General features: G+C 68.2%; 24 protein-coding genes and 1 pseudogene. 13 read left to right on the top strand and 12 right to left on the bottom strand.

Annotated features, from left to right (window positions below):
- Positions 1 to 219: 219 nt before the first annotated feature.
- Positions 220 to 1404, top strand: coding sequence for a type III polyketide synthase (locus OHS16_RS30910; RefSeq protein ID WP_328540549.1), 1185 nt, complete (start codon positions 220 to 222; stop codon positions 1402 to 1404).
- Positions 1405 to 1458: 54 nt separating this feature from the next.
- Here OHS16_RS30910 and OHS16_RS30905 read toward each other — a convergent pair whose 3' ends face one another.
- Positions 1459 to 3627 (bottom strand): ATP-binding SpoIIE family protein phosphatase, encoded by a 2169-nt coding sequence (locus OHS16_RS30905; RefSeq protein ID WP_328540548.1) that lies wholly within the window; start codon positions 3625 to 3627, stop codon positions 1459 to 1461.
- A 436-nt stretch (positions 3628 to 4063) separates the two neighbouring features.
- A complete protein-coding gene (locus OHS16_RS30900) occupies positions 4064 to 4642 on the bottom strand; it encodes a TetR/AcrR family transcriptional regulator (RefSeq protein WP_328540547.1) in 579 nt (192 codons plus the stop codon).
- Positions 4643 to 4733: 91 nt separating this feature from the next.
- Here OHS16_RS30900 and OHS16_RS30895 point away from each other — a divergent pair, with 91 nt between their 5' ends.
- A complete protein-coding gene (locus tag OHS16_RS30895; protein ID WP_328540546.1) occupies positions 4734 to 5180 on the top strand; it encodes a DUF1772 domain-containing protein in 447 nt (148 codons plus the stop codon).
- A gap of 530 nt (positions 5181 to 5710) precedes the next feature.
- Here the strand turns inward: OHS16_RS30895 and OHS16_RS30890 are convergent.
- Both OHS16_RS30890 and OHS16_RS30885 read right to left on the bottom strand, forming a co-directional pair.
- Positions 5711 to 5815: a helix-turn-helix transcriptional regulator gene (locus OHS16_RS30890; protein WP_328541047.1), complete on the bottom strand. Its 105-nt coding sequence runs from the start codon at positions 5813 to 5815 to the stop codon at positions 5711 to 5713.
- Between the two features lie 7 nt (positions 5816 to 5822).
- Positions 5823 to 6587 carry an alpha/beta hydrolase gene (locus tag OHS16_RS30885; protein ID WP_328540545.1) on the bottom strand — a complete coding sequence of 255 codons (765 nt, stop codon included), beginning with the start codon at positions 6585 to 6587 and terminating at the stop codon, positions 5823 to 5825.
- Positions 6588 to 6868: 281 nt separating this feature from the next.
- On the opposite strand from OHS16_RS30885, the gene OHS16_RS30880 reads away from it, so the two are divergent.
- A complete protein-coding gene (locus OHS16_RS30880) occupies positions 6869 to 7537 on the top strand; it encodes a class I SAM-dependent methyltransferase (protein WP_328540544.1) in 669 nt (222 codons plus the stop codon).
- A gap of 358 nt (positions 7538 to 7895) precedes the next feature.
- On the opposite strand, the gene OHS16_RS30875 is transcribed toward OHS16_RS30880, so the two are convergent.
- From OHS16_RS30875 to OHS16_RS30855, 5 genes are all read right to left on the bottom strand, one after another.
- Positions 7896 to 8972 (bottom strand): CU044_5270 family protein, encoded by a 1077-nt coding sequence (locus OHS16_RS30875; protein WP_328540543.1) that lies wholly within the window; start codon positions 8970 to 8972, stop codon positions 7896 to 7898.
- The gene (locus tag OHS16_RS30870; RefSeq protein ID WP_328540542.1) at positions 8969 to 9592 is read right to left on the bottom strand and encodes an RNA polymerase sigma factor; all 624 of its coding nucleotides are present in this window, start codon (positions 9590 to 9592) and stop codon (positions 8969 to 8971) included. Before OHS16_RS30870 ends, OHS16_RS30875 begins: the two co-directional genes overlap by 4 nt.
- A 519-nt stretch (positions 9593 to 10111) precedes the next feature.
- Positions 10112 to 10564 (bottom strand): VOC family protein, encoded by a 453-nt coding sequence (locus OHS16_RS30865; RefSeq protein ID WP_328540541.1) that lies wholly within the window; start codon positions 10562 to 10564, stop codon positions 10112 to 10114.
- A gap of 93 nt (positions 10565 to 10657) precedes the next feature.
- The gene (locus OHS16_RS30860; protein WP_328540540.1) at positions 10658 to 11626 is read right to left on the bottom strand and encodes a DUF4331 family protein; all 969 of its coding nucleotides are present in this window, start codon (positions 11624 to 11626) and stop codon (positions 10658 to 10660) included.
- Between the two features lie 318 nt (positions 11627 to 11944).
- Entirely contained in the window at positions 11945 to 12907 is a 963-nt protein-coding gene (locus OHS16_RS30855) for a 2-hydroxyacid dehydrogenase (protein ID WP_328540539.1), read from the bottom strand.
- Between the two features lie 180 nt (positions 12908 to 13087).
- Here OHS16_RS30855 and OHS16_RS30850 point away from each other — a divergent pair, with 180 nt between their 5' ends.
- Both OHS16_RS30850 and OHS16_RS30845 read left to right on the top strand, forming a co-directional pair.
- A complete protein-coding gene (locus OHS16_RS30850; protein ID WP_328540538.1) occupies positions 13088 to 14509 on the top strand; it encodes an MFS transporter in 1422 nt (473 codons plus the stop codon).
- Positions 14506 to 15267 (top strand): IclR family transcriptional regulator, encoded by a 762-nt coding sequence (locus OHS16_RS30845; RefSeq protein WP_328540537.1) that lies wholly within the window; start codon positions 14506 to 14508, stop codon positions 15265 to 15267. The genes OHS16_RS30850 and OHS16_RS30845 overlap by 4 nt, the downstream gene beginning before the upstream one ends.
- Before the next feature lie 250 nt (positions 15268 to 15517).
- Here the strand turns inward: OHS16_RS30845 and OHS16_RS30840 are convergent, their stop codons facing one another.
- Together OHS16_RS30840 and OHS16_RS30835 are read right to left on the bottom strand one after the other, a co-directional pair.
- Positions 15518 to 16642, bottom strand: coding sequence for a DUF2235 domain-containing protein (locus OHS16_RS30840; protein WP_328540536.1), 1125 nt, complete (start codon positions 16640 to 16642; stop codon positions 15518 to 15520).
- An 8-nt stretch (positions 16643 to 16650) separates the two neighbouring features.
- Positions 16651 to 17679 carry a DUF6424 family protein gene (locus OHS16_RS30835; protein ID WP_328540535.1) on the bottom strand — a complete coding sequence of 343 codons (1029 nt, stop codon included), beginning with the start codon at positions 17677 to 17679 and terminating at the stop codon, positions 16651 to 16653.
- A 670-nt stretch (positions 17680 to 18349) separates the two neighbouring features.
- On the opposite strand from OHS16_RS30835, the pseudogene OHS16_RS30830 reads away from it, so the two are divergent.
- Positions 18350 to 18761: pseudogene (locus tag OHS16_RS30830) on the top strand (cytochrome b N-terminal domain-containing protein); the annotation flags it as partial.
- A 62-nt stretch (positions 18762 to 18823) separates the two neighbouring features.
- On the opposite strand, the gene OHS16_RS30825 reads toward OHS16_RS30830, so the two are convergent.
- The gene (locus OHS16_RS30825; protein WP_328540534.1) at positions 18824 to 19516 is read right to left on the bottom strand and encodes an HAD family hydrolase; all 693 of its coding nucleotides are present in this window, start codon (positions 19514 to 19516) and stop codon (positions 18824 to 18826) included.
- Positions 19517 to 19931: 415 nt separating this feature from the next.
- Between OHS16_RS30825 and OHS16_RS30820 the strand changes: the two genes are divergently transcribed.
- The 7 genes from OHS16_RS30820 to OHS16_RS30790 all read left to right on the top strand — a co-directional run bounded on the left by OHS16_RS30820 (position 19932) and on the right by OHS16_RS30790 (position 26575).
- Positions 19932 to 20906: an LLM class F420-dependent oxidoreductase gene (locus OHS16_RS30820; protein ID WP_328540533.1), complete on the top strand. Its 975-nt coding sequence runs from the start codon at positions 19932 to 19934 to the stop codon at positions 20904 to 20906.
- A gap of 25 nt (positions 20907 to 20931) precedes the next feature.
- Positions 20932 to 21285, top strand: coding sequence for a hypothetical protein (locus OHS16_RS30815; protein ID WP_328540532.1), 354 nt, complete (start codon positions 20932 to 20934; stop codon positions 21283 to 21285).
- 306 nt (positions 21286 to 21591) lie between these two features.
- Positions 21592 to 22032 carry an STAS domain-containing protein gene (locus OHS16_RS30810; RefSeq protein ID WP_328540531.1) on the top strand — a complete coding sequence of 147 codons (441 nt, stop codon included), beginning with the start codon at positions 21592 to 21594 and terminating at the stop codon, positions 22030 to 22032.
- Between the two features lie 33 nt (positions 22033 to 22065).
- Positions 22066 to 22722 (top strand): response regulator transcription factor, encoded by a 657-nt coding sequence (locus OHS16_RS30805; protein ID WP_328540530.1) that lies wholly within the window; start codon positions 22066 to 22068, stop codon positions 22720 to 22722.
- Positions 22719 to 23819: a PAS domain-containing sensor histidine kinase gene (locus OHS16_RS30800; RefSeq protein ID WP_328540529.1), complete on the top strand. Its 1101-nt coding sequence runs from the start codon at positions 22719 to 22721 to the stop codon at positions 23817 to 23819. The genes OHS16_RS30805 and OHS16_RS30800 overlap by 4 nt, the downstream gene beginning before the upstream one ends.
- Positions 23816 to 24214 carry a response regulator gene (locus tag OHS16_RS30795; RefSeq protein WP_328540528.1) on the top strand — a complete coding sequence of 133 codons (399 nt, stop codon included), beginning with the start codon at positions 23816 to 23818 and terminating at the stop codon, positions 24212 to 24214. Before OHS16_RS30800 ends, OHS16_RS30795 begins: the two co-directional genes overlap by 4 nt.
- A gap of 267 nt (positions 24215 to 24481) precedes the next feature.
- Positions 24482 to 26575 (top strand): SpoIIE family protein phosphatase, encoded by a 2094-nt coding sequence (locus OHS16_RS30790; protein ID WP_328540527.1) that lies wholly within the window; start codon positions 24482 to 24484, stop codon positions 26573 to 26575.
- The last annotated feature ends 68 nt before the right edge of the window (positions 26576 to 26643 follow it).

Raw genomic sequence — 26643 nt, 5'->3', positions numbered from 1 at the left:
GAGCCCCGCGTTCCAGCCGTGTGCGGCGTCTCACACGCCTCGAAGCGTGCCCAAGTTGTGTGGCTCACAGCGTAAATGTCCGTAAAGGGTCCATGCTCGGAACGGATGCCGACGCCCGAAGTGGAGCGCACAGGCATCGACTTGTGTATGACCTGGCGAAGTAACCCATGTCACAGCCCTTGAGTCATTTCCATCGCTTTGTGTTGAAAGGTGCGAATCTTGGCTGCTTACCTCTGCTCTCCCGCGGTGATACACGGCGAGCACGCCGTGGAGACCAACCAGATAGCGGAGGAAGTACGCGGCCGGCACCCGCACGCGCCGTGGGTGCCGCGGATCGACGGCATCGCGGCCAGCACGGGCATCGACACCCGCGGATGGATGCTGCCGCTGGAGACGGCCGTCGCGCCCGGCAGCGGTAGCGGCCTGCGGGCTCCCGGCGTCGGGCCGGCCCGGGAGGCGCTGGCCCGCGACGGGTTCACCGAGCACGACGTGGACCGCGCGATCGCCGCCCTCGAGGCGATACCTGCGCCGCAGTCCGTCCAGGAGCGCACCGCACCGGCCTGGGAGGCCGTGCAGTCCTATGGGGAGCGCGCAGCGCGCGGGGCGCTGCAGATCGCCGGGCTCGACGTCACCGACGTCGACTGCCTGATCACCAGTAACTCCACCACCCCGGCACTGCCGGGTCTGGACGTCGCACTGACCAACAAGCTCTCGCTCCGCGACGACGTGATGCTGCTCCCCGCCACGCAGTGGGCCTGCATCGCCGGGACTCGCTCCCTGGCGCTGGCGGCGGATCTCGTGGCCGCGGATCCCGACCGGGTCGTCCTGGTCGTGATCGCAGAGGCGCTGAGCACCACCTACCAGCCCGCGGACGACACCCTGGAATCCTTGATCGTCCGGCTGCTTTTCGCGGACACCGCAGTCGCCGCGGTGGTCACGGGCCGCCAGAGGCCCGAGTCGGTGCTGCGGCTGGACACGGCCTGGCACCACACCCTGCCCGGCACCCAGGACTTCCACCGCCTTGAGACGCGCGCCGACGGCAACCACTTCGTGATGGACCGGCGGGGGCCGCGCGCCGTGCAGGACACGGTCACCGCGATGTGGGAGTGGCTGCGCATACGTCACCAGGACGACCCCGGCTCCTGGCACCCCGACCTTCTGCTCGCGCACCCCGGCGGGACCCGTGTGCTCGAGTACATGGAACAGACGATGCCGGACGAGTGGCCGTCGGGGCTGCTGGACTACAGCCGGGACAGCTACACCAGCGGCAACCGCGGAGGCGCCGCCGTGTTCGACATCCTGCGGCGGGCCCATGACGCCGGGCAACAGCCAGGCAGCCGTGCCGTGCTGTACGCGGCGGCCCCGGGGCTCACCGCCACCGCCGTCGAGGGAGAGTGGCTGTAGCGCACACGCGCGTCAGCCGTGCCACCGTTTTGCGCCACCCGCACCCGGCCCGCGCTACCCGGCGATCTCCGCCCAGACGACCTTGCCGGTTTCTGTCCACCGCACCCCCCACCGGGTGGTGAGTCTGTGCACGACGTGCAGGCCACGCCCGCTGTCGTCGAGCACCCCGCCGCGGCCCAGCCTCGGCCTGCCGTTGCCGGTGTCGCCCACCTCGCACAGCAGGCTGTGACCTGCCCTGATCAGCCGCACCGTGATCGGCCCGGTGGCGAAGCGGACCGCATTGGTGACCAGCTCGCTGACCAGCAGCATCACGCTGTCCCGGGTGTCATCCCTGGTGCGCCATTGCCGCAAGAGCGCCGAGACCAGCGCGCGGGCCCTGGCGGCCGCGTCGTCCCGGGCGGGCAGCCGCCAGCTGGCGGTGTCCTGTTTGCGGCAGCCCACCAGGCGTGCGAGCAGCAAGGTCACGTCGTCGCGCGGGCGCATCCGTATCGAGAGTTCGGCGACCACGCGCCGGGCGGCCTGCTGCAGGTCGTCCCAGGGATGCACCGTGCACACGGCATCCGCCAGCCTGCCGATGCCCTCGTCGATCGAGACGGCGGGATCCTCCACCAGCCCGTCGGTGTAGAGGGCGATCAGGGAGCCCGGGGGTGCGGCGAACGTGTGTACGTCGTACGGCTCCCGCAGCGCGAATTCGGCGCCCAGGCCGGGGTGGGGGCGGACGATGAGCGTGCTGGTGTGCCCGTCCGGGAGCACCAGGACCGGTGGGAGGTGGCCGGCGCTGGACAGCACCACCTGGTGGCTGACCGGGTCGTAGACGGCGATGCAGCAGGTCGACCCGAGGGCGCTGTAGCCGGCCGCCAGCCCGGCCTCCGTGTCGTCCAGCAGAGTCACGGTCTCGTCCAGGTGCGCCAGCACCTCGTCGGGCGCCAGCCCCGCTGACAACAGCGCGCGCGCCTCCATGCTCAGCTGGCCCATGACCGCCGCGGCTCCCAGGCCGTGCCCGACGACGTCACCGACGACCAGAGCGGTACGGCCTCCTGGCAGCGGAAAGCTGTTCACCCAGTCACCGCCGACTCCCGCACTGTCCGGTGTGGTGGGCTGGTAGACGCTGGCGACCACGATGGTGTCACCGCCGGCCCGCGGCAGCAGCCGACGCTGCAACGCCAGTACCTGCGTGTGCTCGCGCTGGTGCTGGCGGGCCAGGTCGACGTGATGGGCGGTCCTGGCCACCAGTTCCTGCAGGTCGAACAGCTCACTGTCATGGAAGGGACGGTCCGTTCGCCGCCAGACCTCCGCCACGCCCAGCACCACGGGCGGCGCGCCGTCCAGCCCCTCCAGGACCAGCGGTATGCACGCCACACTCGCCGGCCGCTCACCGGGCACCAGAGCACGCACCAGCCGCGGATCGCCGAGCACCCGCTCCATCGCCTCCCGGTCAGGGATCACGATGGCCTGCGCAACGTCGTCACGCCGGACCGCGAGAGACAGCAGGCGACTCGCGTCGCCGGGCAGATCGTCACCCAGAGTCACATAGCCCTCGGGCCACGCCCGGTCCGGCACCAGAGCCGCCCGCCGCAGCCGGATGCGGCCCTGCGCCCGCTCAGTGACCGCCTCGCCCGTCCACACGGCGAAGTCGAGATCGACGGCGGCCACCTCCCCCCAGGCCAGCAGGGACTCCGCCAGGGATTGCGCGGTCTCGCCGATGTCCAGGGAGGTGCCGACCGCGTTCTCGGCGGCATACAGGTGCAGCCTCCTGGCCATGGCGATCACGGAGACGGTCAGGCCCTCCTGAGGCGCCGCGGCGGACAGGATGCTCATCGAGACCACCAATTCCGACCCGTCGTCGCGCCGCAGGCGCTGGACCCGGGCAACGTGCGCCTCACCCGTGTCGAGGACCTGCAGCAAACGCCGTGTGACCGTCGGTACGTCCCCGGGAGGCAGAAGGTCGGCGAAAGGTCTACCGGTCACGGCATTCAGCCCCGCAAACACGGGGGCGTCCAGATTGCAGCGGGTGATCCTCAGATCCCGGTCCAGATTGACCGCGCCGAGGATCTGCTCCTGACGGCCGGCCGTACCGGCGTGTTGGGATGGACGGGCGGTCCGTTCGCCCTGCGAGTCGGCCGGACCTGCAGCCGCTTCCCCGCCGCGCGGGATGTAGCGCCCCAAGGCACTGCTGACCAGGTCGAACGGCGACGAGGACGAGGGGGAGGGTGTGGAGTCCATGCGGCTCTCTCAGCTCGCTCGCCAACCCCGGCGCCTTGCCGGGGCATGACCGAATCCGTGCGATGGAGCCCCGAGATCCCTGACCGCACACCTCATTGAATAACACTCGAGGCCGCTTCGCCCACACCAGCAGATCGCCTGCCGAACGCGGGCAGAGCCGGGCTGCGGGCAGAGCCGGACTAAGGAGGTCGGGCCTTTTGGCGTATCAGTACGCGGGCCAGAGGCCGGGAAATCGCAGATCAGGGCGTCGGTGAGCGCCCAACTCTGCCAGGTCGAGCACTGACGGTGCCAACCTGAGGTGCGGATCGCAACAGTTGCGATCCCACTGATCGCCCCATCCGGATGGACAGAGCACGCGATGCCCGCGCCTCGCGTGCTGCCACAGGCACACAGCCGCGCCCGGGGCACCGGCTGTGTGCCCGCCGGGACGGGTGCGTCAGAGCATGGCGAGCCGGTCCACCAGCAGCTCCGTCCTCCGCTCGGTCTCCTCCGGCGGCAGCCGTCCCGCCCGGGTCAGGGTCGCCAGCCCATGCAGGGCCGCCCAGAACACCTCTGTGAACAGTGCCGGGTGGACGCCGTCCCCGGCGACCTCGCCGAGGCTCTCCAGCAGGGCGGCGAAGGCGTCCTTGAGAGGTCCTGGGGTGTTCTCCTTCGCGAACGCCAGGCCGCCGTCGAGCTGGAACATGGCGTCGTAGACCGCCGGGTTGTGTGCGGCGAAGTCGAGGTAGGTGCGGGCGAGGGCGGAGACCCGGGCGCGCGGGCTGTCCGCGGCGGAGGCCGCAGCCCGCAGCGCCGCGGCCATCTCGGAGGCGCCCACCAGGGCGACGGCGCCGATGATCTCGCGCTTGCCGCGGAAGTGGCTGTAGAGGACGGGCTGGCTGTATTCGATGCGCTCGGCGAGCCGGCGGGTGGTGACCGCGTCCCAGCCCAGTTGCTCGGCGAGTTCGCGGGCCGTCGCCAAGATGAGGCGTTCACGGGCCGCCCGTTCGCGCTCCTTGCGTTCCTGTACCGACATGATCCGACCCTAGCACTGCTAGACAATCAAGCGGCAGTAGCACTAGCGTTACCTCGCCACCAAGCAACGCTAGATTCCTGAAGGGGTCGTCATGTTCAATGCACTCGAGGTCGTCACCATCGTGGTCATCGGCATGATGGTGGGGGTGGAGTTCTCCGTCGCCTTCGTCATCAACCCGATCCTGAACGGCCTCCCCGGCGACAACGGCCTGCGCGGCCGCACCCACGGGGCCCGGATGCTCGGCGCCGTGATGCCGTTCTGGTACATCACCTCGCTCGTTCTCGTCGCGGTCTGGGCTATCGCCGGATGGCACCACCACGGCACCGGCCTCGTCGTCACCGCCGCCGCACTGCTGATCCTCAGCGTGATCATGTCGCTCCTGCTGCTCGTCCCGATCAACAACCGGAGCAAGACGTGGACCACCGACGACCTGCCCGCCGACTGGAAGGAGCAGATGAACCGCTGGGACCGCTTCCACTACGTCCGCGTCGCCGTCATCATCGCCGCCTTCGCCCTGCTGGTCGCCGCCCTCACCTGAGCCCGCGGGCCGGCACCGTACAGGCAGTGCGCACTGCTCTGCTCCACGGGCGGCAGGGGGTCGAACGTCCTGCAAGCTCGACGCGTTCGCCGGAGCCTCAGGCGCCGACATCCCCCGCCTCGCCCGGCCATGGGTCACCACCGGCGCCGACCCCGCATCCGGCCAACAGTCCCCGGCATCCCGCCGAAGCGAACTGAAGCCGCGCCCACGCCCGACCCGACAGACGCGAGAGCGGGTCCTTCGCGGGCTCGGCCGAGTCGCCTCGAACGAACCTCGGCCCGTCCTCGGCATTCGAGCTGCCGGGGGCGGGCCGGTGCGCATGGTATCCGCGCCTCACCGTCGCGGCCCCCGGCTGATGTGGCGGTCACGCTGATGTTCGTTCCACCGGCGCAGACCGTACGCCGCCGGCCATCCAACTTCACGTACGCCGTCCATGACCGGCCCAACAGCCCCTCGCGACATGGAACGATGGCCGATCGCGGGAAGCGGCGCAGCCACTCGACCGAGCAACGCGACAGGTTCTGCACCGATCAACGCGACACGACCCGCCGCGGGTTGCGGCGTCTGCCGGTCTCCATGCCGCGGATCGTGCTGACCGAAACGCCGGAGCGCTCGGCCAGGGCCTCCTGGGTCAGCCCCGCGTCAGGCCGCGGCGGTGACCGCTCCGCCGAGGTGCCGGGCGAAGAACCGGACCGCGCTGTCTGCCTCGAACCGGGGAAGCTCCTTGTGCTTTCCCGAGTTCACGTGCAACGACTTCTCCTTCGAGGCGAAGGCGTCGAACAACGCGAGACCCGCGTCACGAGAGATGTGCTCGTCATCCCACTGCAGATCGAACTCGATCGGGATGGTGATCTGCTTCGCCTTCCCAGCCAGCATGTCGGGCCAGTGCTGGCCGAAAACAGCGGCCGTGATCCGGGGTTCGGCTGCCACGAATGGCACGCCGATCGCCGTGCCCATGTTGATCCCCCAGTAGCCGACCGGCCCTTCGGTGCCGATCTCCGGAAGCTCTTGGAGGGCGTCCAGGAGCGCCACGTACTCGGGCACGGCGAGCTCCGCCAAGTGATCGTTGTAGCGAACGACGATCGGGCCTTCCGGCTCGCCGGCCGCTCTCGCCCGGAACAGCTCGGCGATCTCCGCCTCGTCGTGCGCCGTGCGCGGCCGGTCGCCATGACCGGGCGCGTCGATGACGGCCACGTGGAATCCGCAGCCGGTCACCAGGCGCTGGGCCCGGCCGGACATCGCCGGGTGCTGCTTGTGATTGCCGCCGCCGTGCCCCATCAGGACCAGAGGCGCGCGCTCGGCACCGGAGGCCGGCGACCAGAGAACACCGGGGACGCCGTCCACGGTGAAGTCGCGCACGACCATGCCGTTCGACGACGACTCGGCGGAAAACTGCAGAGACTGCATAGGTGTTGCCTTTCAGGAGTGCCCTCGTCGTCGAGGCGCTCCCGGCGATACCTACATCAATCGCCAGACCGTGACGGCAGGGGGAGCACCCACAGAGATACAGCGTTCATGGGTCTCACCTCCTCGGGCGACGTCACGGGCAACCGAAAGCTATCAGATGGGTCATTAGCCCGCCCAGCCCTTTCCTGGCCGGCGATCAGAACCCCGAACCCCCAGAGAACTGTTACCAGTTGACGTCGTGAACCCGCCAGTAGGCTGTCGCATGGTCCTATCGTTGGCTGATGCGCACCCACCCTATTGACCGGCCAGCCGATCTTGACGTGGTCCGTGAGTCCTATGACCGCGTGGCCGACAACTACGCCCACATGGTGGCGACGACGGGATTCGGCGACATCCGTAGGCATCCATGGCTCAAGGCATCAATCGACGCCTTCGCTGAGACAGTGAGCGAGCTTGGGCCTGTCCTGGACGTCGGCTGCGGACCGGGAACGGTGACCGCCTACCTTTCCGAACGCGGTCTCGACGTGTCCGGGGTCGATCTCTCTCCCCGGATGATCGAGAACGCGCGGCGTCTTCATCCGCAATGCCGCTTCAGTGTCGCTTCTGCCACCGACCTGGACCTCGGTGAAGCGTCCCTGGGCGGTGTGCTCGGGTGGTGGTCGCTGTTCAACCTCCCCCGTGATGTTCTTCCTCAGGTTCTCGCCATGTTCGCACGCGCGTTGAAGCCAGGCGGACACTTCATCACCGCAACACACGTCGGCGACGAAGACGCGGCGCGCACCGAGGCCTACGGAGGTGTACCCGTTCGGTGGACGACACACAAATGGCGGCCGGAACAACTCGTGGACCTGATCGAGCAGGCTGGGCTGCACCCGGTCGCCGAACTTCGGCTCCCTGCAGATGAGCAGACCGGGCCGGGTGTGGTCGTCATGGCCAAGCAGCCCGGCTGAGAATCGGACGCCGGGAGCGGCACGGGTGCCGATCATGGCCCCTCGGGACGGTCGCGATGCCGGTTGGAGGTACTGCCTCCATGAGTCACTGACGTGGCGGGCCTGCTGAACCAACGCGGCGACGGGTGATCGCCTGGCACGTGGCTTGGCGTGTTCTGGATCCTGACACACGATCAACTTGCTTCGTCAGAGGCAACTTGGTCCGATCAGCTCCGAATGAGGTCCAGTCGGACTTGTGGCGCCCGCCCGCCATCTCCGGTGGTCTCGGAGGTCGAGCCGTGGTCGCGTCGCCCGACCTCGTCGTCCGGCCCTGAGGTGACCGGCGAGTCCCGTGTACCGGCCCCCGGTCTGTCCCTCGTCAGGGGCGAGCACCCGGTTTGTCCACGACACCTGAGGCGTTGCGGACGGTGATGATCGCGGGGTTGGGGTCCTGGGCCGGAGTCACTGGCGCCCCCTTCGGCAGTTCCTTGGGGACCTTCACCGGCGCAACGTGCTGGACCTCTCCGAGGTACGCGTATGTCGTCGGGTCGAACCAGATCTCCTGCCTGCCGAGATGACCCGAAGCGATGGGCTTCGGGTAGTTCACGGTCACGCCGATGGCAGGTCGCCCGAGCGCGTCCTTGATGCCTTTCTCCACACGGGCACCGGGGACCTTCGCCAGCGCCCGGAACAAGCCCGCCTGTGCGTTCGGCGGGATCAGGACGGAGCGGTAGAGCACATCGATCTCCCGCCAGTCGCGCTGCGCCGCGGTCTCACCCTTGATGTCGCCGATAGCGTGCGCGTGGAGGATGCGCTGCATCATCAGGTCGGGATCGCTCGGCAGCGTCTTGAGGAAGTCGTAGAACTGGCGCTGGGAGCGGTCTTCGTACCCCTCCTTCTTCCACTTCGCCTCCTGGTTGGGCCCGTACCGGACCTGGAGCTTTTTCGGGTCGAACCCCTTGCCGCTCCCGACCGGTGCAATACCGGGCAGGGACGCGTCGCCCGTGCCGTCCCAGCGGGTCCACTGCTCGGTGGGCTGATGGATGCCCTGTCCCAGGGACGTGCTCTTCTCGTAGACCCATTGCTTCGGGCCGGGTTCGGGCGAGCCCATCTTCGCCACTGTTGCCGCGGCGAGCTCAAGAGTGTCGGCCGAAGCCTGTGCGGACAGCATGCGACCGCCGGTGGCAGTGTGGCGGGCGATGCCGGCAGTCTGGCCGGACGAGCGGTCCGGGAGAGAGAGAATGACCCCGCCGATCACGGCGGCGGCCGCGGCCGCCGCAGCGGTCACCAGGACGATCCTGCGCCGGGGAAGCCGGGCACTCGACGGTGCGGGCCGGCGGTTGTCGGTCTCCTGCCGGGATGCCGCCACGAGCACGGCCCGCTGCGGAGCGAGCCGCTCACTGTCCGGCAGAGGGGCGTCGGCGCGCAGGGCACTCGGGTCGTACAGGTCGTTCATGCGAGGCCACCTTCGGATGCGTGCGGTTCGAACGATTCGTTGAGGGGGCTGTGCGCGCTTGTCGCCGCGCGCATTTTCTTGCGGGCCCGGTTGAGGCGAGAACGGACGGTACCCACGGGGATGTCCAGGGCCTCGGCGATCTCCTGGTATCTGAAGTCGGCCCACGCTGCCAGCAGCAGTGCGTGCCGGTCCCCCTCGGAGAGCTTGGCCAGTGCCTTGGCCAGCGGTCGCGAGGCGGCCTGCGCGACGACGCGGTCGTCGGCGGAATCGGTCCAGCTCTCGGCCACCGGATCGTGGCCGGTGCGCGCGAGCAGCCGGAGCGCCTTGACCTCCTCGCGACGGTGGCGGCTGATCAGTTTGGCTGCGATGCCGTGCAGCCAGGGACGGACAGCGGCTCGTCCGCTGTCGTAGCGGGCCCGTATCCGAAAGGCGATCAGGAAGGTCTCCGCAGTGACATCGTCGGCCGCGTCCCGGCCAAGCCGCCGGGCGACGTACTGGTGAATGGTGGGTGCATGGCGGTCGAAGAGTGCTGCGAAGCGTTCCGGATCGTCCAGCGACGCCGCGATCAGCACGGCATCCGCCTGCGCGGATTCGGTAGTACGGGACAGCGGATCAGTCATGGTGGTCCGTGTGGTCGGAGGAACAGGACAGCGTTCACCCCGTACTTGCCAACTGACCGGAAAAGGGTTCACGGGCCGCAGCGGATCTGTCCGCCGGGTCACCGGATCATAGGCACGCCCACGTGTACCGCATCAGTTCCAAGGGCGGATCGCGCACGGGACCGCACGCCCTGCCACACACGCCCGCACCACGGACTTCGACGTCATCGAGGATTGGTGCAACTTGCCCCGGCACAGCGGCCTCGTCCACCCGTCCACCCGTCCCGCCGGCAAGCCGGCCGAGCAGACGGCGGCAGGCCGGATCGCGGTGCCGGTCAAACGAACCCTCCGCCGGCCGAGGTCCGGGGGCCTTCGCCCACCTGGCACAAGACCACCCGCTGGGGCCGAGGTCGTCCTCCTCCCGCACAGCCCCCCCGACAGCATTGGGGCCGGAGACGACGGGGCCGCGGGGACCGAGTCACGCCAGAACGAGCCCCCGGCACCTCGCCGTCCACCTGGTCGTCGCTCTGAGACAAGCCACTAGCTCGTACCGGCGGGCGGGTCGGCGTAGACGCCGTGCAGAATGCCGGTGGCCTGACCGACTTCGATGAGATAGCCGTCCGGGTCGCGCAAGTAGCACCGCACCTCGGCCTTGCGATCGATGGGTGGCGTGAGGAATTCGGCCCCCTTCGCACTCCACTCCCGGTGGCATGCCTCGATGTCGGCGACGCGGAGGTTGAGAAAGCTGCTGACCGTGTTCGGGTCGGTGGGCGGGCGCAAGGTGACGTCCGGCTTGTCCGAGGTGGGGCCGCCGCCCGGGTTCATGATGATCCATCCGTTGGCCAGCTTGATGGTGCAGGGGTTCTCCTCGACCACCACCTCACCGCCGAGAACCTCGGTGTAGAAGGCACGGGATCGGGCTACGTCGGCCACCGTTAGAAAGTGAGTGAGGAGGATCCCGGAATCCGGGGCGGGAAAATCATCACGGTACATGCAAGCCTCCGGGCAAGCCGAATGGTTCTGTCCATAGAAATGCACTGGCGAGCCAGGCACGGACCTCCCTCTCCGTGCAAGGCTGCGGGACACTCAGCCGCCGTTGGTGACGGGGTGGGGATGGCCCAGGTAAGGGAAGTCGGACAGGTAATCCGTGTGCGGGGGGATGTGGTCCGAGGTGACCTTGCCGCCGGAAACCATGGTGAGCCTGGCTGAGGTGACGTCGTCGGTGAGCATGCGACCGTTCGGGTAGGCAGCGGGCTTCGACCGGTCGTAGCGCAGGATGTCGGGGAGGATCGTGCGCAGTGCCTTCTCCGCTTCCTGGGCTTCGTAGCCACCGGTGTGAGCGAGGACGGCGGTCCAGGGCTTGAGGTAGGTCTCCCAATCCTGCGCGGGTTCACCCTCGTTGTATGCGTCCTTGGCGTCTTCTTCGTTGAAGTACGCGGTCACGGAGGGGTGGGCACCGCGGTCCACCGACACAAGCGTCCCGTTCTCCCTGAGGCTCACCCGGCCCCAGACCCCGATCCGGGGGTCGGATCCGAGTTCCGAACTGGGCATTTCGAGGACGATGCCGAAGACGTTCTTGTCGATGCCCCAGTCCTTGCCTGTCCACTGGAAGTCGTTGCCGATCCCTTCGAGATCGGCGAAGAAGGGGTCGCTGCGAAGACCCGCGAAGAAGCGGTAGCCACCGGAAATGATCGCTTCGGGCGCGCTCCCGAAGGAGACCGGCTCGTCGGTGAAGATCTTGTCACCGGCGGGCGCGTGCGACTGTGCCTGCTGTCCCGTCGCACGGTGGACGGTCACCGTCTGCTTGCCGTCCTGAGGCTGTGAGAACACGAAACTGAAGGCGATATCCGCCAAGTGATCGTTGTTCGTGTCGATGTTGATGCGATAGACGGCCTCGGGATGATAAGCGTCGCCGCCGGTGGGAGCGACCGGGTTGGTATTCATGATGAGCACCGTGCGATCGTCCGGCTTCGTGAAGGCGAAGAGATCTGTCATGTCGAGCCGGGAGTCTCCGCGGGGTGGGCGGAGATTCGGGCCGCTGAGGTGATGAGACATGCCCTCAGGGTTGTCGACGCACAGTCGCCGCTGACCGCATGACGCGCCACGCGGTCCCCCCACCACTCCTTTGGTGGTCTCATGTGGTTCAGCCGGGCGGGCGTGGCCATGTGCTTCGCCGGCCGAGGAGGTGAGTCCCCCGACCGTCGTCGACGGGCATCGGATGCCGTGCTGCGAGGGCTCTTCGAGCTTCGCAGCAGACCACATGCCCGGGGTGGACAGAGTTCGTGCGAGCGGTCCATGCGTGCCCTCGACCACACCATGCCCCAAAGCTGACCACCACTCTTGAATGGAGTCCGCCCGCTGCCCGTTGCGGGGTCAGCCCGTAAAGCGGTTCCGTAGCGGCTCCCCGCCGGCGAACCTTCGTACCTGGTCGGCCACCAGCCGCTCCGCACGTGGCCGGAAGGACGCCGAGCCTCCCGCCACGTGCGGGGTGATGAGCACGCCGGGTGAAGTACGCAGGGGGTGGCGGGCGGGGAGCGGCTCGGGGTCGGTGACGTCGAGTGCGGCACGCAAGCGGCCGGACGTGACCTCCGGCAGCAAGGCCGCGGTGTCCAGGGTGCGGCCTCGGCCGACGTTGACGACAAGCGCGTCGTCGGGCAGGGCAGCGAGTTCGGCCGCGCCGAACATTCCTACCGTGGAAGGGTTCTCCGGCAGGGTCAGGACGACGATGTCCGCCTCGGGCAGCAGCGCTGGTAGTTCGCGCACCGCTCGCACGTCCTGCTCCGGGCGGGCGCGCCGGGCGACCCGGATCACCTCGGCCTCGCAGGCCAGCAGCCGCCGCTCGACCGCCTGCCCGATCGAGCCGTAGCCGACGACGGCGACGCGGCAGTCCGCGAGTGATCGCGTGAAGTGCGGTTCCCATCGTCCGGCCGCCTGGTCGGCAACCCAGCGCGGCAGCTCCCGCTGGGCGGCCAGGATCAGGCCGAGGGCGTGTTCGGCCGTACTGGCGTCGTGCAGTGAGCGGCCATTGTGCACGGTGACGCCCTCGGGTACCAGCGGCACCAGTTTCTCGACTCCCGCGCTCAGCGTCTGCACGGCGCGCAGGGCGGGCAGACGCGGCAGCAGGACCTCACAGCCAGGCACGGCATACGGCATGACCCACAGACCCACCCGGCGCAGAGCCTCGTCCGACAGGTCGTACGACGGGGTGAGCCCGTCCCAGACATGCACCCGGACGCCGGCCGGCCAGGCTCCGTGGCGCCGGTCCAGGTCCGGCCAGGGCAGCAGAACGTCCACAGCGGCGGAGTCTGCGGCGGTGCTGGGCGCGGCGTCGGTCATAACTGCTCACCTTCGTGCGGGGCATGGGAATGGGGCGGGTGGCGGCGTTCACCGCCCGGGGGGAAGAACATTCGTGACCGCCGGGTCACCCGGAACCATTGACCGGTCCGGCCGCGCCTCGTAACGTCCTTCCCGCCAAGTGAAACACTTTCCATCACACGGAAAAGAGAGGGTGTGGCGATGACGACGAAGTCAGCCAGCCGGCCCGGAAGCGGCTTCTGGTCGTCGTCCCGGGCCCGCCATCTGATGCCGGTCGCGTTTGTGACGTACTCCCTGGCATACCTGGACAAATCGAACTACTCGATCGCCTCGGCAGGCGGCATGGCAACCGACCTGCATCTGTCTGCCGGGCTGGACTCGCTCATCGCCGCGTCCTTCTTCCTCGGTTACTTCCTCTTCCAGATCCCCGGCACGATCTACGCGGAGCAGCGCAGCGCCCGCCGTCTGGTCGCCTGCTGCACTGTCGTGTGGGGGATGCTCGCCGTGCTTCAGGGCGTGCTCAGCAGTCCTGGCCAGCTGATCGCGGTGCGCTTCGCGCTGGGCATGGTGGAGGGAGCCGTACTGCCCTCCATGGTGATGCTGCTGGGCCGCTGGTTCAGCAAGCGCGAGCGCGGCCGGGCCAACACCCTGCTCATACTGGGCAACCCGATCACCGTGATGTGGCTGTCGGCGTTCTCCGGCTGGCTCATCTCGGTCTCCGACTGGCGGCTCATGTTCATCCTGGAAGGCGTGCCCTCCATCGTCTGGGGTGTTCTCTGCCTGCGGCTGATCAAGGACCGCCCCGCGGACGCCCGTTGGCTGGACGCGAAAGAGCACCGCACCCTGGAGACGTCACTCACAGCGGAACAGCGTGACTCCGGTGCTGTCACCGGGAGCACCGTCGACGAGTACCGCAAGGTGCTGCGGGCCCGTCCGGTACTGGTACTGGCCGGGCAGTACTTCTTCTGGTCCTTCGGCATGTACGGCTTCATCTTCTGGCTGCCGGCCATCGTCAAGGACGGCTCCGGCGCCGGCATCGGCGCCACCGGCCTGCTGACCGCCGTGCCCTACGCGTTCGCCGCCGTGGCCATGCTGCTCAACTCCCGCTTCTCCGATCGAAGCGGCCGCCGTCGTATCGCCGTCTGGCCGTGGCTCGCTGCGGGCGCGGTGGCGCTCGGCTGCAGTTACGCGGCGGGCTCCGACTTCCCGCTCGCCTTCGCGCTCCTGATCGTCGCCGGGCTCTGCATGTACGCGCCGTACGGACCGTACTTCGCCCTGGTCTCCGAACTGGCTCCGGCGGGGGTTTCCGGTGCGGCGGTCGCCCTGGTCAACTCCTTCGGCGCACTCGGTTCGTTCGCCGGCACCTACCTGGTGGGCTGGGTCCGCGGCAGCTCACTCGGCAACGCGGGCGCTTTCGCCTTCATGGCCACGTGCACCCTGGCCTCCGCCGCGCTCATGCTCGCCGTCCGCGAACCGCGCCTGCCGGACGCCGCCCCCCAGATGCCGGTCGGTCCGATGTGGGCCGGTTCGAGCGGAATCGGACTCCGGCCTGCGGCGCGGACGGCTGACCGGATCCCGCAGCGCGACGGAGTGCAACACGACATGGGAGGCGAGGCGCGGTGAGCGCACCACCAGGTGACGACATGCTCGGTCGCGGGCTGCGGCTGCTGACGGTACTGGCCGATCTGCCCGCCGGCGCCGGCGTCAGCGCCATCGCACGCCAGGCACGACTCCCGGTCAGCAGCGCGCACCGTCTCCTGGGCCGGCTCGCCGCCGAGGGTTTCGTCTCGTACGACGAGGATGCCCGGCGTTACGCCCTCGGCGTCCGGGTCCTCGAACTGGCACGTGGCTTCCAGCGCACCGGGGCGGGCTGGGCAGGAGCGTCGGCCCCTCTGAGCCGGCTGGCCTCCCGTACCGGGCTGCCCGCGATCGCCGGGGTACTGGATGGCAAGGACGTACTGCTGGTCCTCACTGCCGAAGGAACCCAGCACCTCCAACTGCGCAGCGCCGAGGGCACCCGCAACCTCTGGCACGCCACCTCCCTCGGCAAGGTCCTCGCCGCTGCCCTTCCCGACGTGGACCGTGAGGCGCTGCTGGCCGCCGGGCTGCCGACCGTCACCCCCCGCACCTGCGTCGATGCGGATACTCTGCGCGAGCAGTTGGCGCAGGTACGGGCACGTGGCTGGGCAGAGGTGGACGAGGAGAACGAGATAGGCGTCCGGTCCGTGGCCGTGACGGTCCCGGGCGCCGGAGCGGACGGCCGCCCCCGGCTGGCCGTATCGCTGGGCGCCGCCGTCGCGCTGACCTCGCAGGAAGAGCTCCGTGCCCATGTGCCCGCCCTGCAGGCCTGCGCCTCGGACATCGCCGCGCGGCTCAGCTGAGGGCCGGGCCGCGGGTGCGGGCTGCCGGTTCGTCAGCTGCCGGTGCTGCTGAAGAACGCAGCGATTGTGCGTGCCAGTCGTCGCAGGGCAGGCGGGACTTCTCACTCACGGCCTGGCTGCACGGGCGAGCAAGCCGGATCCGTAACCTACCCCGCGATCAACCGCCTTCGAATCGGGCTCCAAAAGCAACGCAGGCCGCCAACTGAACAGCCGGGTCCGCGCCGGACCGAGGCTCAGACGGCTTGTGCCGTCAACCGCCGTGCGGATGCTGGGGCTTGGTCCAGTCGGGGTCCACCCAAGGCTCCGGATCCGCCCGCCTGGCAAGGCCCATGCGGTACTCAGGGTCCCGTTCCAGACGGAGCCTGACGCTCGTGTGCAGCGACGCGTGCTCAGGTACCGGGCGCGCACGGCGACCCACGAGGGCCCAGAGGGGACCGTTGTGGTGAATCGGGGCGGTGGCGTAGTCCTCGGTCACCGCGCAGGCGTCCTGGTAGGCGCCGGGGCGGAAGTCCAGGTCAGCGCAGACTCCATCAGTGATCCACTTGAGGGTGACGGTGGAGAGCAGCGGGGCGTTCTCGGCGTGTTCGAAGGTACCGCCGACGTCGGAGTGCACCCCGGCGAACCAGACCTCCTGGGCAGTGTCCTGGAGGGGCTCGGGTCGAGGGGTGACCAGGAACTCACGGTAGGGGCGGCGTGTTTCATCGAGGGACACGGCGTGCCGGATGCGGGCGGCGTTAGGCAGTTGGTGCGTATAAGGCCAGTTGAGGGTGCCCAGGCGCAGGATGCCGGCCGCCTTCACCGTGTCCCACACGCCGAGATAGTCGACGGGCAGGGCGTGATGCGATACCTGCCGGGGGTTGTTGCGTTTCACGGTCGCCCAGAGCGGCTCGTTCTCGGTGCGCCAGCAGAAGGCGTGCGAGAACCTGGCGACTTCCCGCTCACTCCTGTCAATGTCCTGGTTGAAGGCGTACTTCGCCACCGCGTAGGGGACCAGGTTCTCGGTGCCGGGGCGCATGAGGCCGGGTTTGTTCAGCATCCCGACGAGGGCGCGCGCAGTGTAGGCCCCACGGCTGAAGCCGAATACGTACACCCGGTCTCCGGGCTGCCAGTGCTGCATCAGGTAGGCGTAGGCCTCGGCGAGGTTGGTCTTCAGCCCGGTGCCGAATGCGAGGCCGGTCACGCGGGAGAACCATCGGTCGGCCGGCCCGTGGGCGGTGGCCGCCGACATGGTGCCTACGCCAGGGTCGTAGTAGAGGAGTTGCCGGTCGGGGGTGTCCGCTTCCAGCATCTCGAACAGCCTGACCACGTTGGTCGGGTGGCTGGCGCCGACCTGGTTGCCCGTTCCGTCGAGGCAGATGACGATCCGGCGTGGCATGCCCGCTCCTAACTGGTACGCCTGGTGGTTGTGCGCCGGGTCGCTCCGCCCCGCGGCGGCGTAGTGGCGGGGGCCAGGGGGCCGGTCGCGGTGCGCTGCCCGGGCTCGATCTGTTGCTTGAACGCCTCCAGGGCGACCGGGCTGTTGGCCGGGAAGACTGCCATCTTCCCGAGGCTCTGGGCCTCGGCGAGAGTGTCGCCTGCCGTGCTCCCCTCGGGCGCGAACACCAGGCGTACGTGTCCGTCGCCCGATCCGCGCCGGTCCACCGGGGCCAAAGCGCCGTGGGTGCCGTCGGGCAGGTTCACCCACAGCTGGAAGTCGTCGTACCGGACGAAGTCAGCGCCCTTGACGGGCCACGGGTAGTGGTGTTCGCCGGGCACTTTCGGCAGGATGCCCTGGTGGTTGCCGTGGCTCATCGGCACGCACGCGTTGAACAGCGAGTCGGTCCACCGCTCAACGCCGTCGGCGTCCGTGACCGGCGTGCGCAACAGTTCCTCGGCGCCTTTGTAACCCAGTTCCACGAGGGCGGGCAGGGTGTCCGGGAAGGCGCCGACGAGCTCGAAGGCCTCCTGGCGCAGCCGGTCCACCTTCGCAGGGTCGGCGCAGAACTGCATGCTCCACTCGATGCCGAGCCGCGCGCGGTACATCCGCCAGCCGCTTGCCCCCTTGACCCACAGGCTGCCGCCATGGTGCATCTCCCAGTGCTCGGCGCCGGGAGGCCGGGGCCCGTACGGGAGATCGTCCTCGCTCATCTCGGCGAGGATCTTGTGCGCCGTTTTCTTCGCGGCCTGGAAGTACGTCGACTCGAACCGCGGGGGGTGATCGACCAGCTGTATTTTCCAGGGGTGGTTCTCAGACTCCGTGCCGTCGGGTGTGGGTGCAGCCGGGGTTCGGTGTGTGGCGGAGGACCTCCGGTGTTCGGCGGAGGACGTACGGGACTTGGTGGAGGCCGTCCGGGGCTTGGGGGCAGGCGTCCTGGCCTTCGCGCCGCTTGCCGTACGGGACTTGGCTGCTGAAGGGGAAGCGGTGTGCGTCATGGTCGGCCTCCTCGCGCCGGTAACGCGGACTCGCGCCTGAACCGCGGGCGCCAGTATCTGTGTCTCCATCGTGCGCGCCGAGCAGGCGGCAGGCCAGTCGACGGGACGGCTCCCGCGCCGGTCGGAAGCCCCGCCCTGCGTCCGCCACTTGGCGTGCCGCGGCCACGCCTTCGGCGGCGCCCGCCGACGACTGCGGTGGACAGTCCGGACCAGGAGGGCAGACGATGGAAGTGGCGCAACCGGGGCCACGAGGGGCTGCGAGGGAGCCGAAGGGCCGCCCTCTCGTGTGATCGGCGCGCTGAATGCATCACGGCGGATGCCGGCGAGTCGGTGCGGCTGTCGGCGGCATAGCCGTATCCCGTATCCGACAGGCGGACGATCAACCGGGGAGTAGCCTGTGGCGGGTTTCGGCGATCACAGGGCGCCGTCTACGTCTGCACGGAAGGTGTAGCGGACCAGGCCATCGAGGTTGGTGTCCCCGGCTGTGTGAACCCGTCCGGCCGAGGGCCGACCTCGCCCATCTGGTCAGCGTCACCACGCACGGATCGAGCCCGGCCATGACAGGTCGGCGCCGGCTTCCAGCGAGCCGAGGCGGCGGCGTTCCGACGGCCCAGCCCAGCCCCCATCAGCGGACACTGAGGCCCCGTCAAGCCGGGGGCGTACACGCCAGGGAGAGAGCTTCGCCGACTGGGCGGACGGTGGACTGGTTTTTTCGGTCTGTCGAAGGCCATGCCAAGATTTTTCCTGACCACTGGTCCTTCATGCTGGGGGAGATCTGCCTTTTCAGTTTCATCGTCATCATTCTGACCGGCGTATTCCTGACGCTGTTCTTCCACTCGTCGATGAACGAGGTGGAGTACCACGGCGGCTACATCCCCATACAGGGCATCTTGATGAGTGAGGCGTACGCCTCCACGCTGAACATCAGCTTCGGCGTGCGGGGTGGTCTGCTCATCCGTCAGATCCACCATTGGTCCGCGGTCATCTTCATCGCCGGCATGTTCGTGCACATGATGCGCATCTTCTTCTCCGGCGCGTTCCGCACACCACGCGAGATCAATTGGCTGTTCGGCTTCCTGCTGCCCCGACCCGGACGGGCCTCGGCGTCGCCTGGTCGCTCGGCAGATCCGCCACCGGCCCTGGGTCAGGCGGTCAGCCGTTTCGGGCTGCTGAGCAGGCTGTCGTCGATCTGAGCCAATAGGTCCGCGGGGCCCTGGTAGACCTGCTCAGCACCCGCATCCAGAAGCTCCTGGCGCGCGATTCCACCGGACAGCACCCCGAGGCATCGGACCCCGGACCGTTGTGCGGCTTGCGCGTCCCACACCGCGTCACCGACGAATACGGCCCTCTCGGGCGGCACGTCAGCGCGTTTCAGGGCTTGCTCCACCAGATCGGGTGAGGGCTTGGTCGCTTCGACGTCATCGCCCTTGGTACCCGCGTCGATGGCACTGTCCGCATGCAGCGCGTCCTTCATGACCTGATATTCACCGGCCGACGCAGAGCTGGCCAGCACAACGGCCCAGCCTCGGGACGCGCAGGCCCGCAGCAGGTCGCTCGCCCCTTCCAGGGGCGACAGCCGGGACCAGTACTGAGCGTAGAGAGCGTGGTGCGCCGCGCTCATCGCCTTGTCGTCGTCCGCATCGCGGTCCTCGCCGAGCAACCGGTCCAACAGATGATCACTGCCCATGCCGATCGAACGGTGGATGGCGGCCATGGGCACCTCATGACCGTTCTGCCGCAGCGCCTCCCACCACGCCACAGTGTGCAGGTACACGGTATCCATCAAGGTGCCGTCGACATCGAACAGCACCGCGGCGGTGGCCGGCTCCTTCGTCATCTGTCACCTTCTGTTCGCAGTGTGGATCTTCTGTTCGCAGTGTGGACCGAATCTGATAGCTGCGAGTCTGCCCCTGCGTGTGTGCGGGCGCCAGTGGCGGGTTTCGGGGCACGGCGCCGTGCGCGGGCCTCCCGCCTCCCTCCGACGGCCCTCGTGGACACGCTTCCCGCTGCCGGCGATCTCACTCCCGGTACCTCGATCGCAGGGGCCCCCGCAGCGAGAGCCGCCCGGGAGCATTTCACGGTGCGGGCGGGCGCAGGGGCAGCGGCGGCCCGGAGCAGTGCATGAATGCAGAAGTCAGGGGCACGCGGGTCCCCGCCTGCCGACCAGCCACGTGGCACTCCCGCACAGAACGCGGCAGGGTCGGGAGAGTGAGCAGTTCTGTTCCTGTCGAGCCTGGTGGAAGGTGAGCGTCATGGTAGCCATCGGATACACGATGATGACCGAGCAGGCCGGCCCGCGTGAGCTTGTCGACCATGTGGTCGGAGCCGAACGGGCTGGATTCGACTTCTCCGTCACCTCGGACCACTACTCTCCCTGGCTCGACAGCCAGGGGCACGCACCCTACGCGTGGAGCGTGCTCGGCGCGGCGGCACAGGCGACCACACGTATCCCGCTCATGACATATGTGACCTGTCCGACCACCCGGTACCACCCCACGGTCGTTGCGCAGAAAGCTGCGACGATGCAGCTCCTTTCCGAGGGCCGCTTCCGTCTGGGGCTTGGATCCGGCGAGAACCTCAACGAGCATGTGGTCGGGAACGGCTGGCCTGCCGCGCACGTTCGCCTGGAGATGCTGGAGGAGGCCGTGGACATCATCCACGCCCTCTTCGCCGGAGAGAACGTCAACCACCACGGCACCCACTTCGACGTCGAAAACGCCAAGCTCTGGGACCTACCCCGCACTCCCCCGCCGATCGGTGTCGCCGTTTCGGGGAAGCGGTCCTGCGGCATCGCGGGACGCCTTGCCGACCTGATGATCGCCACGGAGCCCAGGAGTCAGCTCATCGAAGACTTCGAAGAGCACGGCGGCGCAGGCAAACCCAAGATCGGGCAGGTGCCGGTCTGCTTCGACACGGACCGGGACGCAGCGATCGCGCGGGCACACGACCAGTTCCGCTGGTTCGCCGGAGGCTGGAAGGTCAACTCCGAACTTCCTGGTACGGAGGGCTTCGCCGGGGCCACTCAGTTCGTGAGGCCCGAGGACGTAGCCGAGTCGATCCCGTGCGGCAACGATGTCGATAGGTTCGTCGAAGCGGTACGGCCGTACGTCGAAGCAGGCTTCACCGAGGTGGCCCTGATCCAGGTCGGCGGCGATCATCAGAAGCCCTATCTGGAGTGGGCCGAGCGCAAACTGCTGCCCGCTCTGCGCGAACTCCGGCCCAGTTGAAACCCAGGGGTCTTGTCGGAGCCTCATGTTGGTGATCACCCCGTTCGCGACCGACGTGATCGGCGGCAATGGCGCGTTCCAGGTCCGATTCGTCTTCTACGCCGCCGTGCAGTTCACCGCGCGCGTGCTGTTCGTTCTCATGCTCCGTGAGATTCGTCGTGACGATCTGTACCGGATGGGCACCCCACCCGAAGTGTTCCCCCTGGCGGTTCACCGAAGGGGCCTGGTGGCAGTGGCGTTCCTCATTCCGTTCCCGTCGCGTTCTTCACCCAGTGGGCGTACGCGGCCCCTGTCCTCCACCCGTAACGAACAGGGGGATCGGGGTAGGCGGTCGGGCGGAGGGTGCAGGCGCCGCCGCCGTGACGCAGGGCGCTGGTGACGTTCGGAGATGACCAGGTGAGAACCGCACCGATCGCCGTCGACATCACCTTCGACGACCGACTCTCCGCAACCGACAGCAACCTCAACCACTCGAGATTCAGCGTTCATTGAACAGGCCCACACCGCAGTCCGTGTCCCCTGTGGGTGTGTGTTGACTTCCATGCCTAGTGCAGATTCACTAGAAGTGTTCTGGTGTTCTCGCACTATGAGGTAGAGCTGCGACAGCTGACAACAGGGACCCTTCCACCGGAGGGGCCCGTGGGACCGCGCTGCTCCGGTATGCGTCGGATGTGTTCGCGGAGAGGTGCGTGACGCTGTGACCGTTCGCCCGTTCACGTCGCATGCGGTGGTTCATTCGGGCGTCGCTCGAGTGACTCTCATCGGCGAACTCGACTTGGACACCGCCCCCCTCGTGCGGGAGACGGTGGCGTCCTGTCTGGCGAAGCAGCCGACAAGCCTGTGCCTTGATCTGGCTGACGTCTCCTTCTGCGACTGCGCCGGACTGGGTGCCCTGCTCAGGGCACGAACGGCCATTCTCCTGTCAGATGTGAGTCTCGTCGTGGAAGGCATCGGTCCCCCATTGGCGCGGCTGCTTGCCCTGATCGGGGCCGGCGACATCCTGACTGAACGGAGCTCAGGGACGGACACGGAGCCGGTTCGCCGCGCTCCGGGCGCTGTCGCGGCTCGTCATGAGGCGGGAGAGACGGCCACCGTCGATCAGGCGCTCCGGGACCATCTGGCATGATCGTGCAGTCCCCCTGAGCAAGAGGATGCTCCCATGTCTTCAACTCCCCTGCGCAGTCGACCGGTCAGGGTTCTGCTGGTCGAGGACCACGACATGGTGGCCGAGGCGATCTGCCTGGCGCTGGAGCGCTCACCGGATCTGCAGGTCGTGGGGCGTTCGGGGTCGGTGGCGTCGGCACTGGTCGACACCCGGCGGTATGAGCCGGATGTCGTACTGATGGATCGGCGGCTACCGGACGGTGACGGGGTATCCGCCATCGCCGATCTGCTGGCACTCGCACCGAATGTGCGCGTACTCGTTCTCGCGGGCGAAGGCAGCGCCTCGGTGGCGGCACGCATCGCGGAGACGGGTGGAGCTGGTCTGATCCTCAAGGCCCGCGGTCTGAGCGAGCTGGAGGACGCCGTGCGCAAGGTGGCGGCCGGGGAGGTGGTGTTCAGCCAGGACCTGCTGGGCGACGTGCTGGGACGTCTGACCGGCAGGGTGCCGGGGCTCGGCGCAAACCTGACTCCGCGGGAACGGGAGGCCCTCCATCTGCTGGGGGAAGGTCTCTCCACCGCCGAGCTCAGCGGCCTGCTGGGAGTCGCCCTCAACACGGGACGCAACCACGTCCAGCGGGTGCTGGAGAAGCTGGGAGCGCGCTCCCAGCTGGAAGCGGTAACGATCGCGCGACGTGAAGGTCTCCTCAGGTGACGCGGGAGCCGCGACCGCAGAAGGTGGTACGGAAGCCGGAGGCTCCGCTGTCGGAGGCGGCTTTCACCCTGCTGGTGCAGGGAGTGCTGGACTACGGCATCTTCATGCTCGATCCGCAGGGCTACATCATCAGCTGGAACGCTGGGGCGGAGCGGATCAAGGGTTACAGTGCCTCTGAGATCGTCGGACAGCACTTCTCGGTCTTCTACCCACCTGAGGACACGTCGTCGGGCAAGCCGCAGTGGGAACTGGAGACCGCCGTGGTCGACGGCAGGCTGGAGGACGAGGGCTGGCGCATCCGCAAGGACGGCTCCCGGTTCTGGGCGAACGTCGTCATCACCGCCTTGTGGAATGAATCAGGCGTGTTGCAGGGATTCGGCAAGGTCACCCGCGACATGTCCGAACAGCGGGCAGCACAGCATGCTCTCAGCGAACGACGGCGACTGTTCGATCATCTCGTCCACGCGCAGGAGACGGAACGCCGCCGCATCGCGTGGGACGTCCATGACGACTCCATCCAGGCCATGGTCGCCGTCGGAATGCGGCTGGAGTTGCTGGCGGATCGGGTACCGGAGTCATACTCCGCGGAGCTGGGTCGCCTCGACGCATCGGTGCGCGAAGCGATCAGCCGTCTCCGTAGCCTGACGTTCCGCCTGCATCCGCCGGGAATTGACCGGCATGGCCTGGCAGAAGGGCTCTCGAACCATCTGGAGGACGTCATGGGCTCGTGGACGATGGCCTATTCGTTCGAACACCAGCTGGAGCGCGAGCCCACGTCCGAGACAGCCGTCACCATCTTCCGTATCGTCCAGGAGACCCTGCTGAACGTGCACAAGCACGCCCGCGCGAGCACCGTCGCACTCCGTGTCGAGTCGGTCGACAGCGGTATCCTGACCCGCGTCGTGGACGACGGCACGGGCAAGCCGATGTCCCAGGACAGCGCCCGCGATCATTTCGGAGTCATCGAGATGCGGGAGCGGGCCGAGACGGCCGGAGGATGGTGGTCCATGCGCAGCGAACCCGGAACAGGCACGACAGTCGAGTTCTGGGTGCCGAACCCCAGCCCGGTGTCGGCACCGGCCGAGGGTCTGCCGTGACCACGCCACCGGACGACACCACCGGCCCACCCCTCACCGTGATCCTGTGTGACGACAACGCGATGCTTCTGGACACCCTGCGCGAGGTCCTGCAGGCACAGTCCGATCTGGACGTCGTAGGCACCGCCGTGAACGGCGAGCAGGCGATCCGACTCGTACGCCGCCATGAACCGGACCTCGTGGTCCTGGACGTCCGCTTCCCCGGCGGCGGCCCCTCCGTCGCCAAGGGCATCGCACGATGCTCACCGGACAGCCGGATCGTGGCGTTCTCCGCCTACGAAGACAAGGGGTCTGTCGAGGAGATGAGGCGCGCCGGCGTCTGCGAGTACGTACTCAAAGGCGTCACCAACCGGGAGTTCCTCGCAGCTCTTCGCCGAGGGGGGACGACCGGATGAAGGCATCCTGACGTACACGCGGGCTGCCAACTCGGGTATATCCCATCGGACACCTCACCGCACGAAAAGGCGAGGCTAGACCGTCTGAATGACACGCAGGCATAAGGGCATGCCGATGCGAGCCGGTCCGGCGTTCACTGCATACGGTCCATTGCGTAACTCAACAAGGCCCGCCTCACCCGGCGCTCATCTGACGGGGCAGCCGGTGCCAAGCGCTTGCCGGTCACGATCGGCCGCACGGTTTCGTCGTGGTCGACAGGGGGTCTCATGGATGCGTCACCGGGCAGGCACGGCCCGCTGGGGCCGGACCTGGATGAAGCCGTCCTCTGGGCGCTCTTCTCCGAGTCTCCCATCGGTCTCCGTGTGATGGACACGGAGCTGCGACTCCTGCGGTTCAACAGCGCCGCCCGGCACGCGTCCGCATTTCCCTTGGACGATGCTCTCGGCTGTCATCTTGCGGAGTGGGCGGGCGACTTCTACTCCGAGGCCGTTGGGGCCATGATCCAGGGAGTCCTGGACACCGGTGCACCGGCGATCGACGTCGAACTCAGCGGCCATGTCCATCCTGACTCCGACGAGAGGGTACTCTCCGTCTCCTGTTTCCGGCTGACGGGCGAGGGGGGCCACGTTCTGGGGCTTGCCGCAGCGATCGTGGACGTCACCGAACAGCATCGATCTCATGCACGGCTCGACCTGCTCCAGCAGGCGGGCAAACGACTCGGCACCACCTTGGACATCTTTGGCACCGCGCAGGAACTCGCCGACGAACTGGTGCCGGCGCTGGCCGGTTGCGCGGTCGTCGAAGTGCTGGACTCCGTGTTGCGCGGCGAGGCTTCCCTCCCCGGCCCGCTGCTCGAGAACAAGCCGCTGCGGTGCGCCGGCCGCAGTTTCGGTGCCGGATCAGTAGCGGCTGCGGTCGCCGAGATCGGCGAGGTAGCTGCTCTGTCGTTCGCGACTCCCTTCGCCCAGTGCCTGTCCGACCTCCGGCCACGCCTCGTCAGATCGCTGAGCCGGGCCGCCTCTTGGCTGGAGCGGGAGCCACAGCGGGGCCGCCATATCACCGAAGCAGGCGCACACTCGATGATGGTGCTGCCGCTGGCCGCCCGCGGTGTCGTTCTGGGGGTAGCACATTGTTACCGACTACGTGCCGCCGACCCCTTCGAGGATGATGATCTTACGCTGGCCGCCGAACTCGCGGACCGGGCGGCTTTGTGCCTCGACAACGCCCGGCTGTACAACCGGGAAAGATCGGCAGCCAGCATTCTCCAGCTCAGTCTCCGACCGGCCCAGGTCACCGACCACACTGCGGTGGAGACGGCTTTCAGCTATCGTCCGTTCGGCGCGGGCGGCGACTGGTTCGACGTCATCCCACTGTCCGGGGCCAGGGTGGCCCTGGCCGCTGGGGACACCGCCGGTCGGGGTATGCAAGCGGCAGCCACCATGGGCGAGGTCAGGGCCGCTGTCGGCGTTCTGGCCGTTCTCGACCTCCCGCCGGGCGAGGTCCTGGAACGTCTGCACGCCTTGGTGACCCGCATTGCGGGAGAGCGGCCGGGTCGTCAGGACAGCAGCGATGGTGGCTGCTCGGACGACACCACGTGTCTGTACATCGTCTACGACCCCGTATCCCGGCGCTGCACGATGGCAGGCGCTGGTCATTCGCCGCCGGTCGTGGCCTTTCCCGACGGCAGGGTCGAGCACGCCAGGGTACCTTTTGGTCCGCCGCTGGGCCACGGGTCGCCGGAGTACCGGACAACGGAGTTGGATCTCCCGGAAGGAAGCATTCTGACGCTTGCCAACGCAGCGCTGCTGCGTACAAGGTCAGACGCTCGGGAGGAGCACCCGGCTCGCATCAAGGAAGCACTGCTGCCCACCAGCAGACCCCTGCAGGAGATCTGCGACGAAGTCCTGTACGCGTTGGCGCCTGAGCGAGCGGAGAACGATGCGGTGCTCCTGCTTGCGCGTACCCGCAGCCTGGGACCTGACCAGGTCGGCTCCTGGACGCTGTCCAACGATCCCGCCGCAGTTGCCGGAGCACGTGAGTCGGTTGAGGCCAAACTGGCGGATTGGGGGCTCGAGCAGCACTCGTTCACGACAGCCCTGGTGATCAGCGAACTCGTCACCAATGCCGTCCGGTACTCCGACGGCGACATCGATCTGCGCCTCGTGCTCGACGGGCCATCCCTGGTCTGTGAAGTTACCGACGACAGCAGCACGGCCCCACACCTCCGGCACGCCGAGGAGGGCGATGAAGGCGGACGAGGCCTCTACATCACGTCGCAGGTCAGCACCCGGTGGGGGACCCGGCCGGAGGCCCGGGGTAAGACCATCTGGGCCGAGCTGGCCCTGACCGACAACGGCTGAGCACCATGCGCCTTCGAAACGGGCGATGACGGACACCGTCGGCCTGAACGACTTCCACCGGGGCTGCA

The sequence above is a fragment of the Streptomyces sp. NBC_00344 genome, assembly GCF_036088315.1.
Taxonomy (GTDB): domain Bacteria; phylum Actinomycetota; class Actinomycetes; order Streptomycetales; family Streptomycetaceae; genus Streptomyces.
Note: the sequence above shows the minus strand (reverse complement) of the source record. Positions and strands in the feature narration are given on the sequence as shown.

Excerpts from the sequence above, each read along its gene's own strand:
- OHS16_RS30905 (WP_328540548.1), bottom strand. The coding sequence starts at position 3,627 with ATGGACTCCACACCCTCCCCCTCGTCCTCGTCGCCGTTCGACCTGGTC.
- OHS16_RS30900 (WP_328540547.1), bottom strand. The coding sequence starts at position 4,642 with ATGTCGGTACAGGAACGCAAGGAGCGCGAACGGGCGGCCCGTGAACGC.
- OHS16_RS30895 (WP_328540546.1), top strand. The coding sequence starts at position 4,734 with ATGTTCAATGCACTCGAGGTCGTCACCATCGTGGTCATCGGCATGATG.
- OHS16_RS30885 (WP_328540545.1), bottom strand. The coding sequence starts at position 6,587 with ATGCAGTCTCTGCAGTTTTCCGCCGAGTCGTCGTCGAACGGCATGGTC.
- OHS16_RS30880 (WP_328540544.1), top strand. The coding sequence starts at position 6,869 with ATGCGCACCCACCCTATTGACCGGCCAGCCGATCTTGACGTGGTCCGT.
- OHS16_RS30875 (WP_328540543.1), bottom strand. The coding sequence starts at position 8,972 with ATGAACGACCTGTACGACCCGAGTGCCCTGCGCGCCGACGCCCCTCTG.
- OHS16_RS30870 (WP_328540542.1), bottom strand. The coding sequence starts at position 9,592 with ATGACTGATCCGCTGTCCCGTACTACCGAATCCGCGCAGGCGGATGCC.
- OHS16_RS30865 (WP_328540541.1), bottom strand. The coding sequence starts at position 10,564 with ATGTACCGTGATGATTTTCCCGCCCCGGATTCCGGGATCCTCCTCACT.
- OHS16_RS30860 (WP_328540540.1), bottom strand. The coding sequence starts at position 11,626 with ATGTCTCATCACCTCAGCGGCCCGAATCTCCGCCCACCCCGCGGAGAC.
- OHS16_RS30855 (WP_328540539.1), bottom strand. The coding sequence starts at position 12,907 with ATGACCGACGCCGCGCCCAGCACCGCCGCAGACTCCGCCGCTGTGGAC.
- OHS16_RS30850 (WP_328540538.1), top strand. The coding sequence starts at position 13,088 with ATGACGACGAAGTCAGCCAGCCGGCCCGGAAGCGGCTTCTGGTCGTCG.
- OHS16_RS30840 (WP_328540536.1), bottom strand. The coding sequence starts at position 16,642 with ATGCCACGCCGGATCGTCATCTGCCTCGACGGAACGGGCAACCAGGTC.
- OHS16_RS30835 (WP_328540535.1), bottom strand. The coding sequence starts at position 17,679 with ATGACGCACACCGCTTCCCCTTCAGCAGCCAAGTCCCGTACGGCAAGC.
- OHS16_RS30825 (WP_328540534.1), bottom strand. The coding sequence starts at position 19,516 with ATGACGAAGGAGCCGGCCACCGCCGCGGTGCTGTTCGATGTCGACGGC.
- OHS16_RS30820 (WP_328540533.1), top strand. The coding sequence starts at position 19,932 with ATGGTAGCCATCGGATACACGATGATGACCGAGCAGGCCGGCCCGCGT.
- OHS16_RS30815 (WP_328540532.1), top strand. The coding sequence starts at position 20,932 with ATGTTGGTGATCACCCCGTTCGCGACCGACGTGATCGGCGGCAATGGC.
- OHS16_RS30805 (WP_328540530.1), top strand. The coding sequence starts at position 22,066 with ATGTCTTCAACTCCCCTGCGCAGTCGACCGGTCAGGGTTCTGCTGGTC.
- OHS16_RS30790 (WP_328540527.1), top strand. The coding sequence starts at position 24,482 with ATGGATGCGTCACCGGGCAGGCACGGCCCGCTGGGGCCGGACCTGGAT.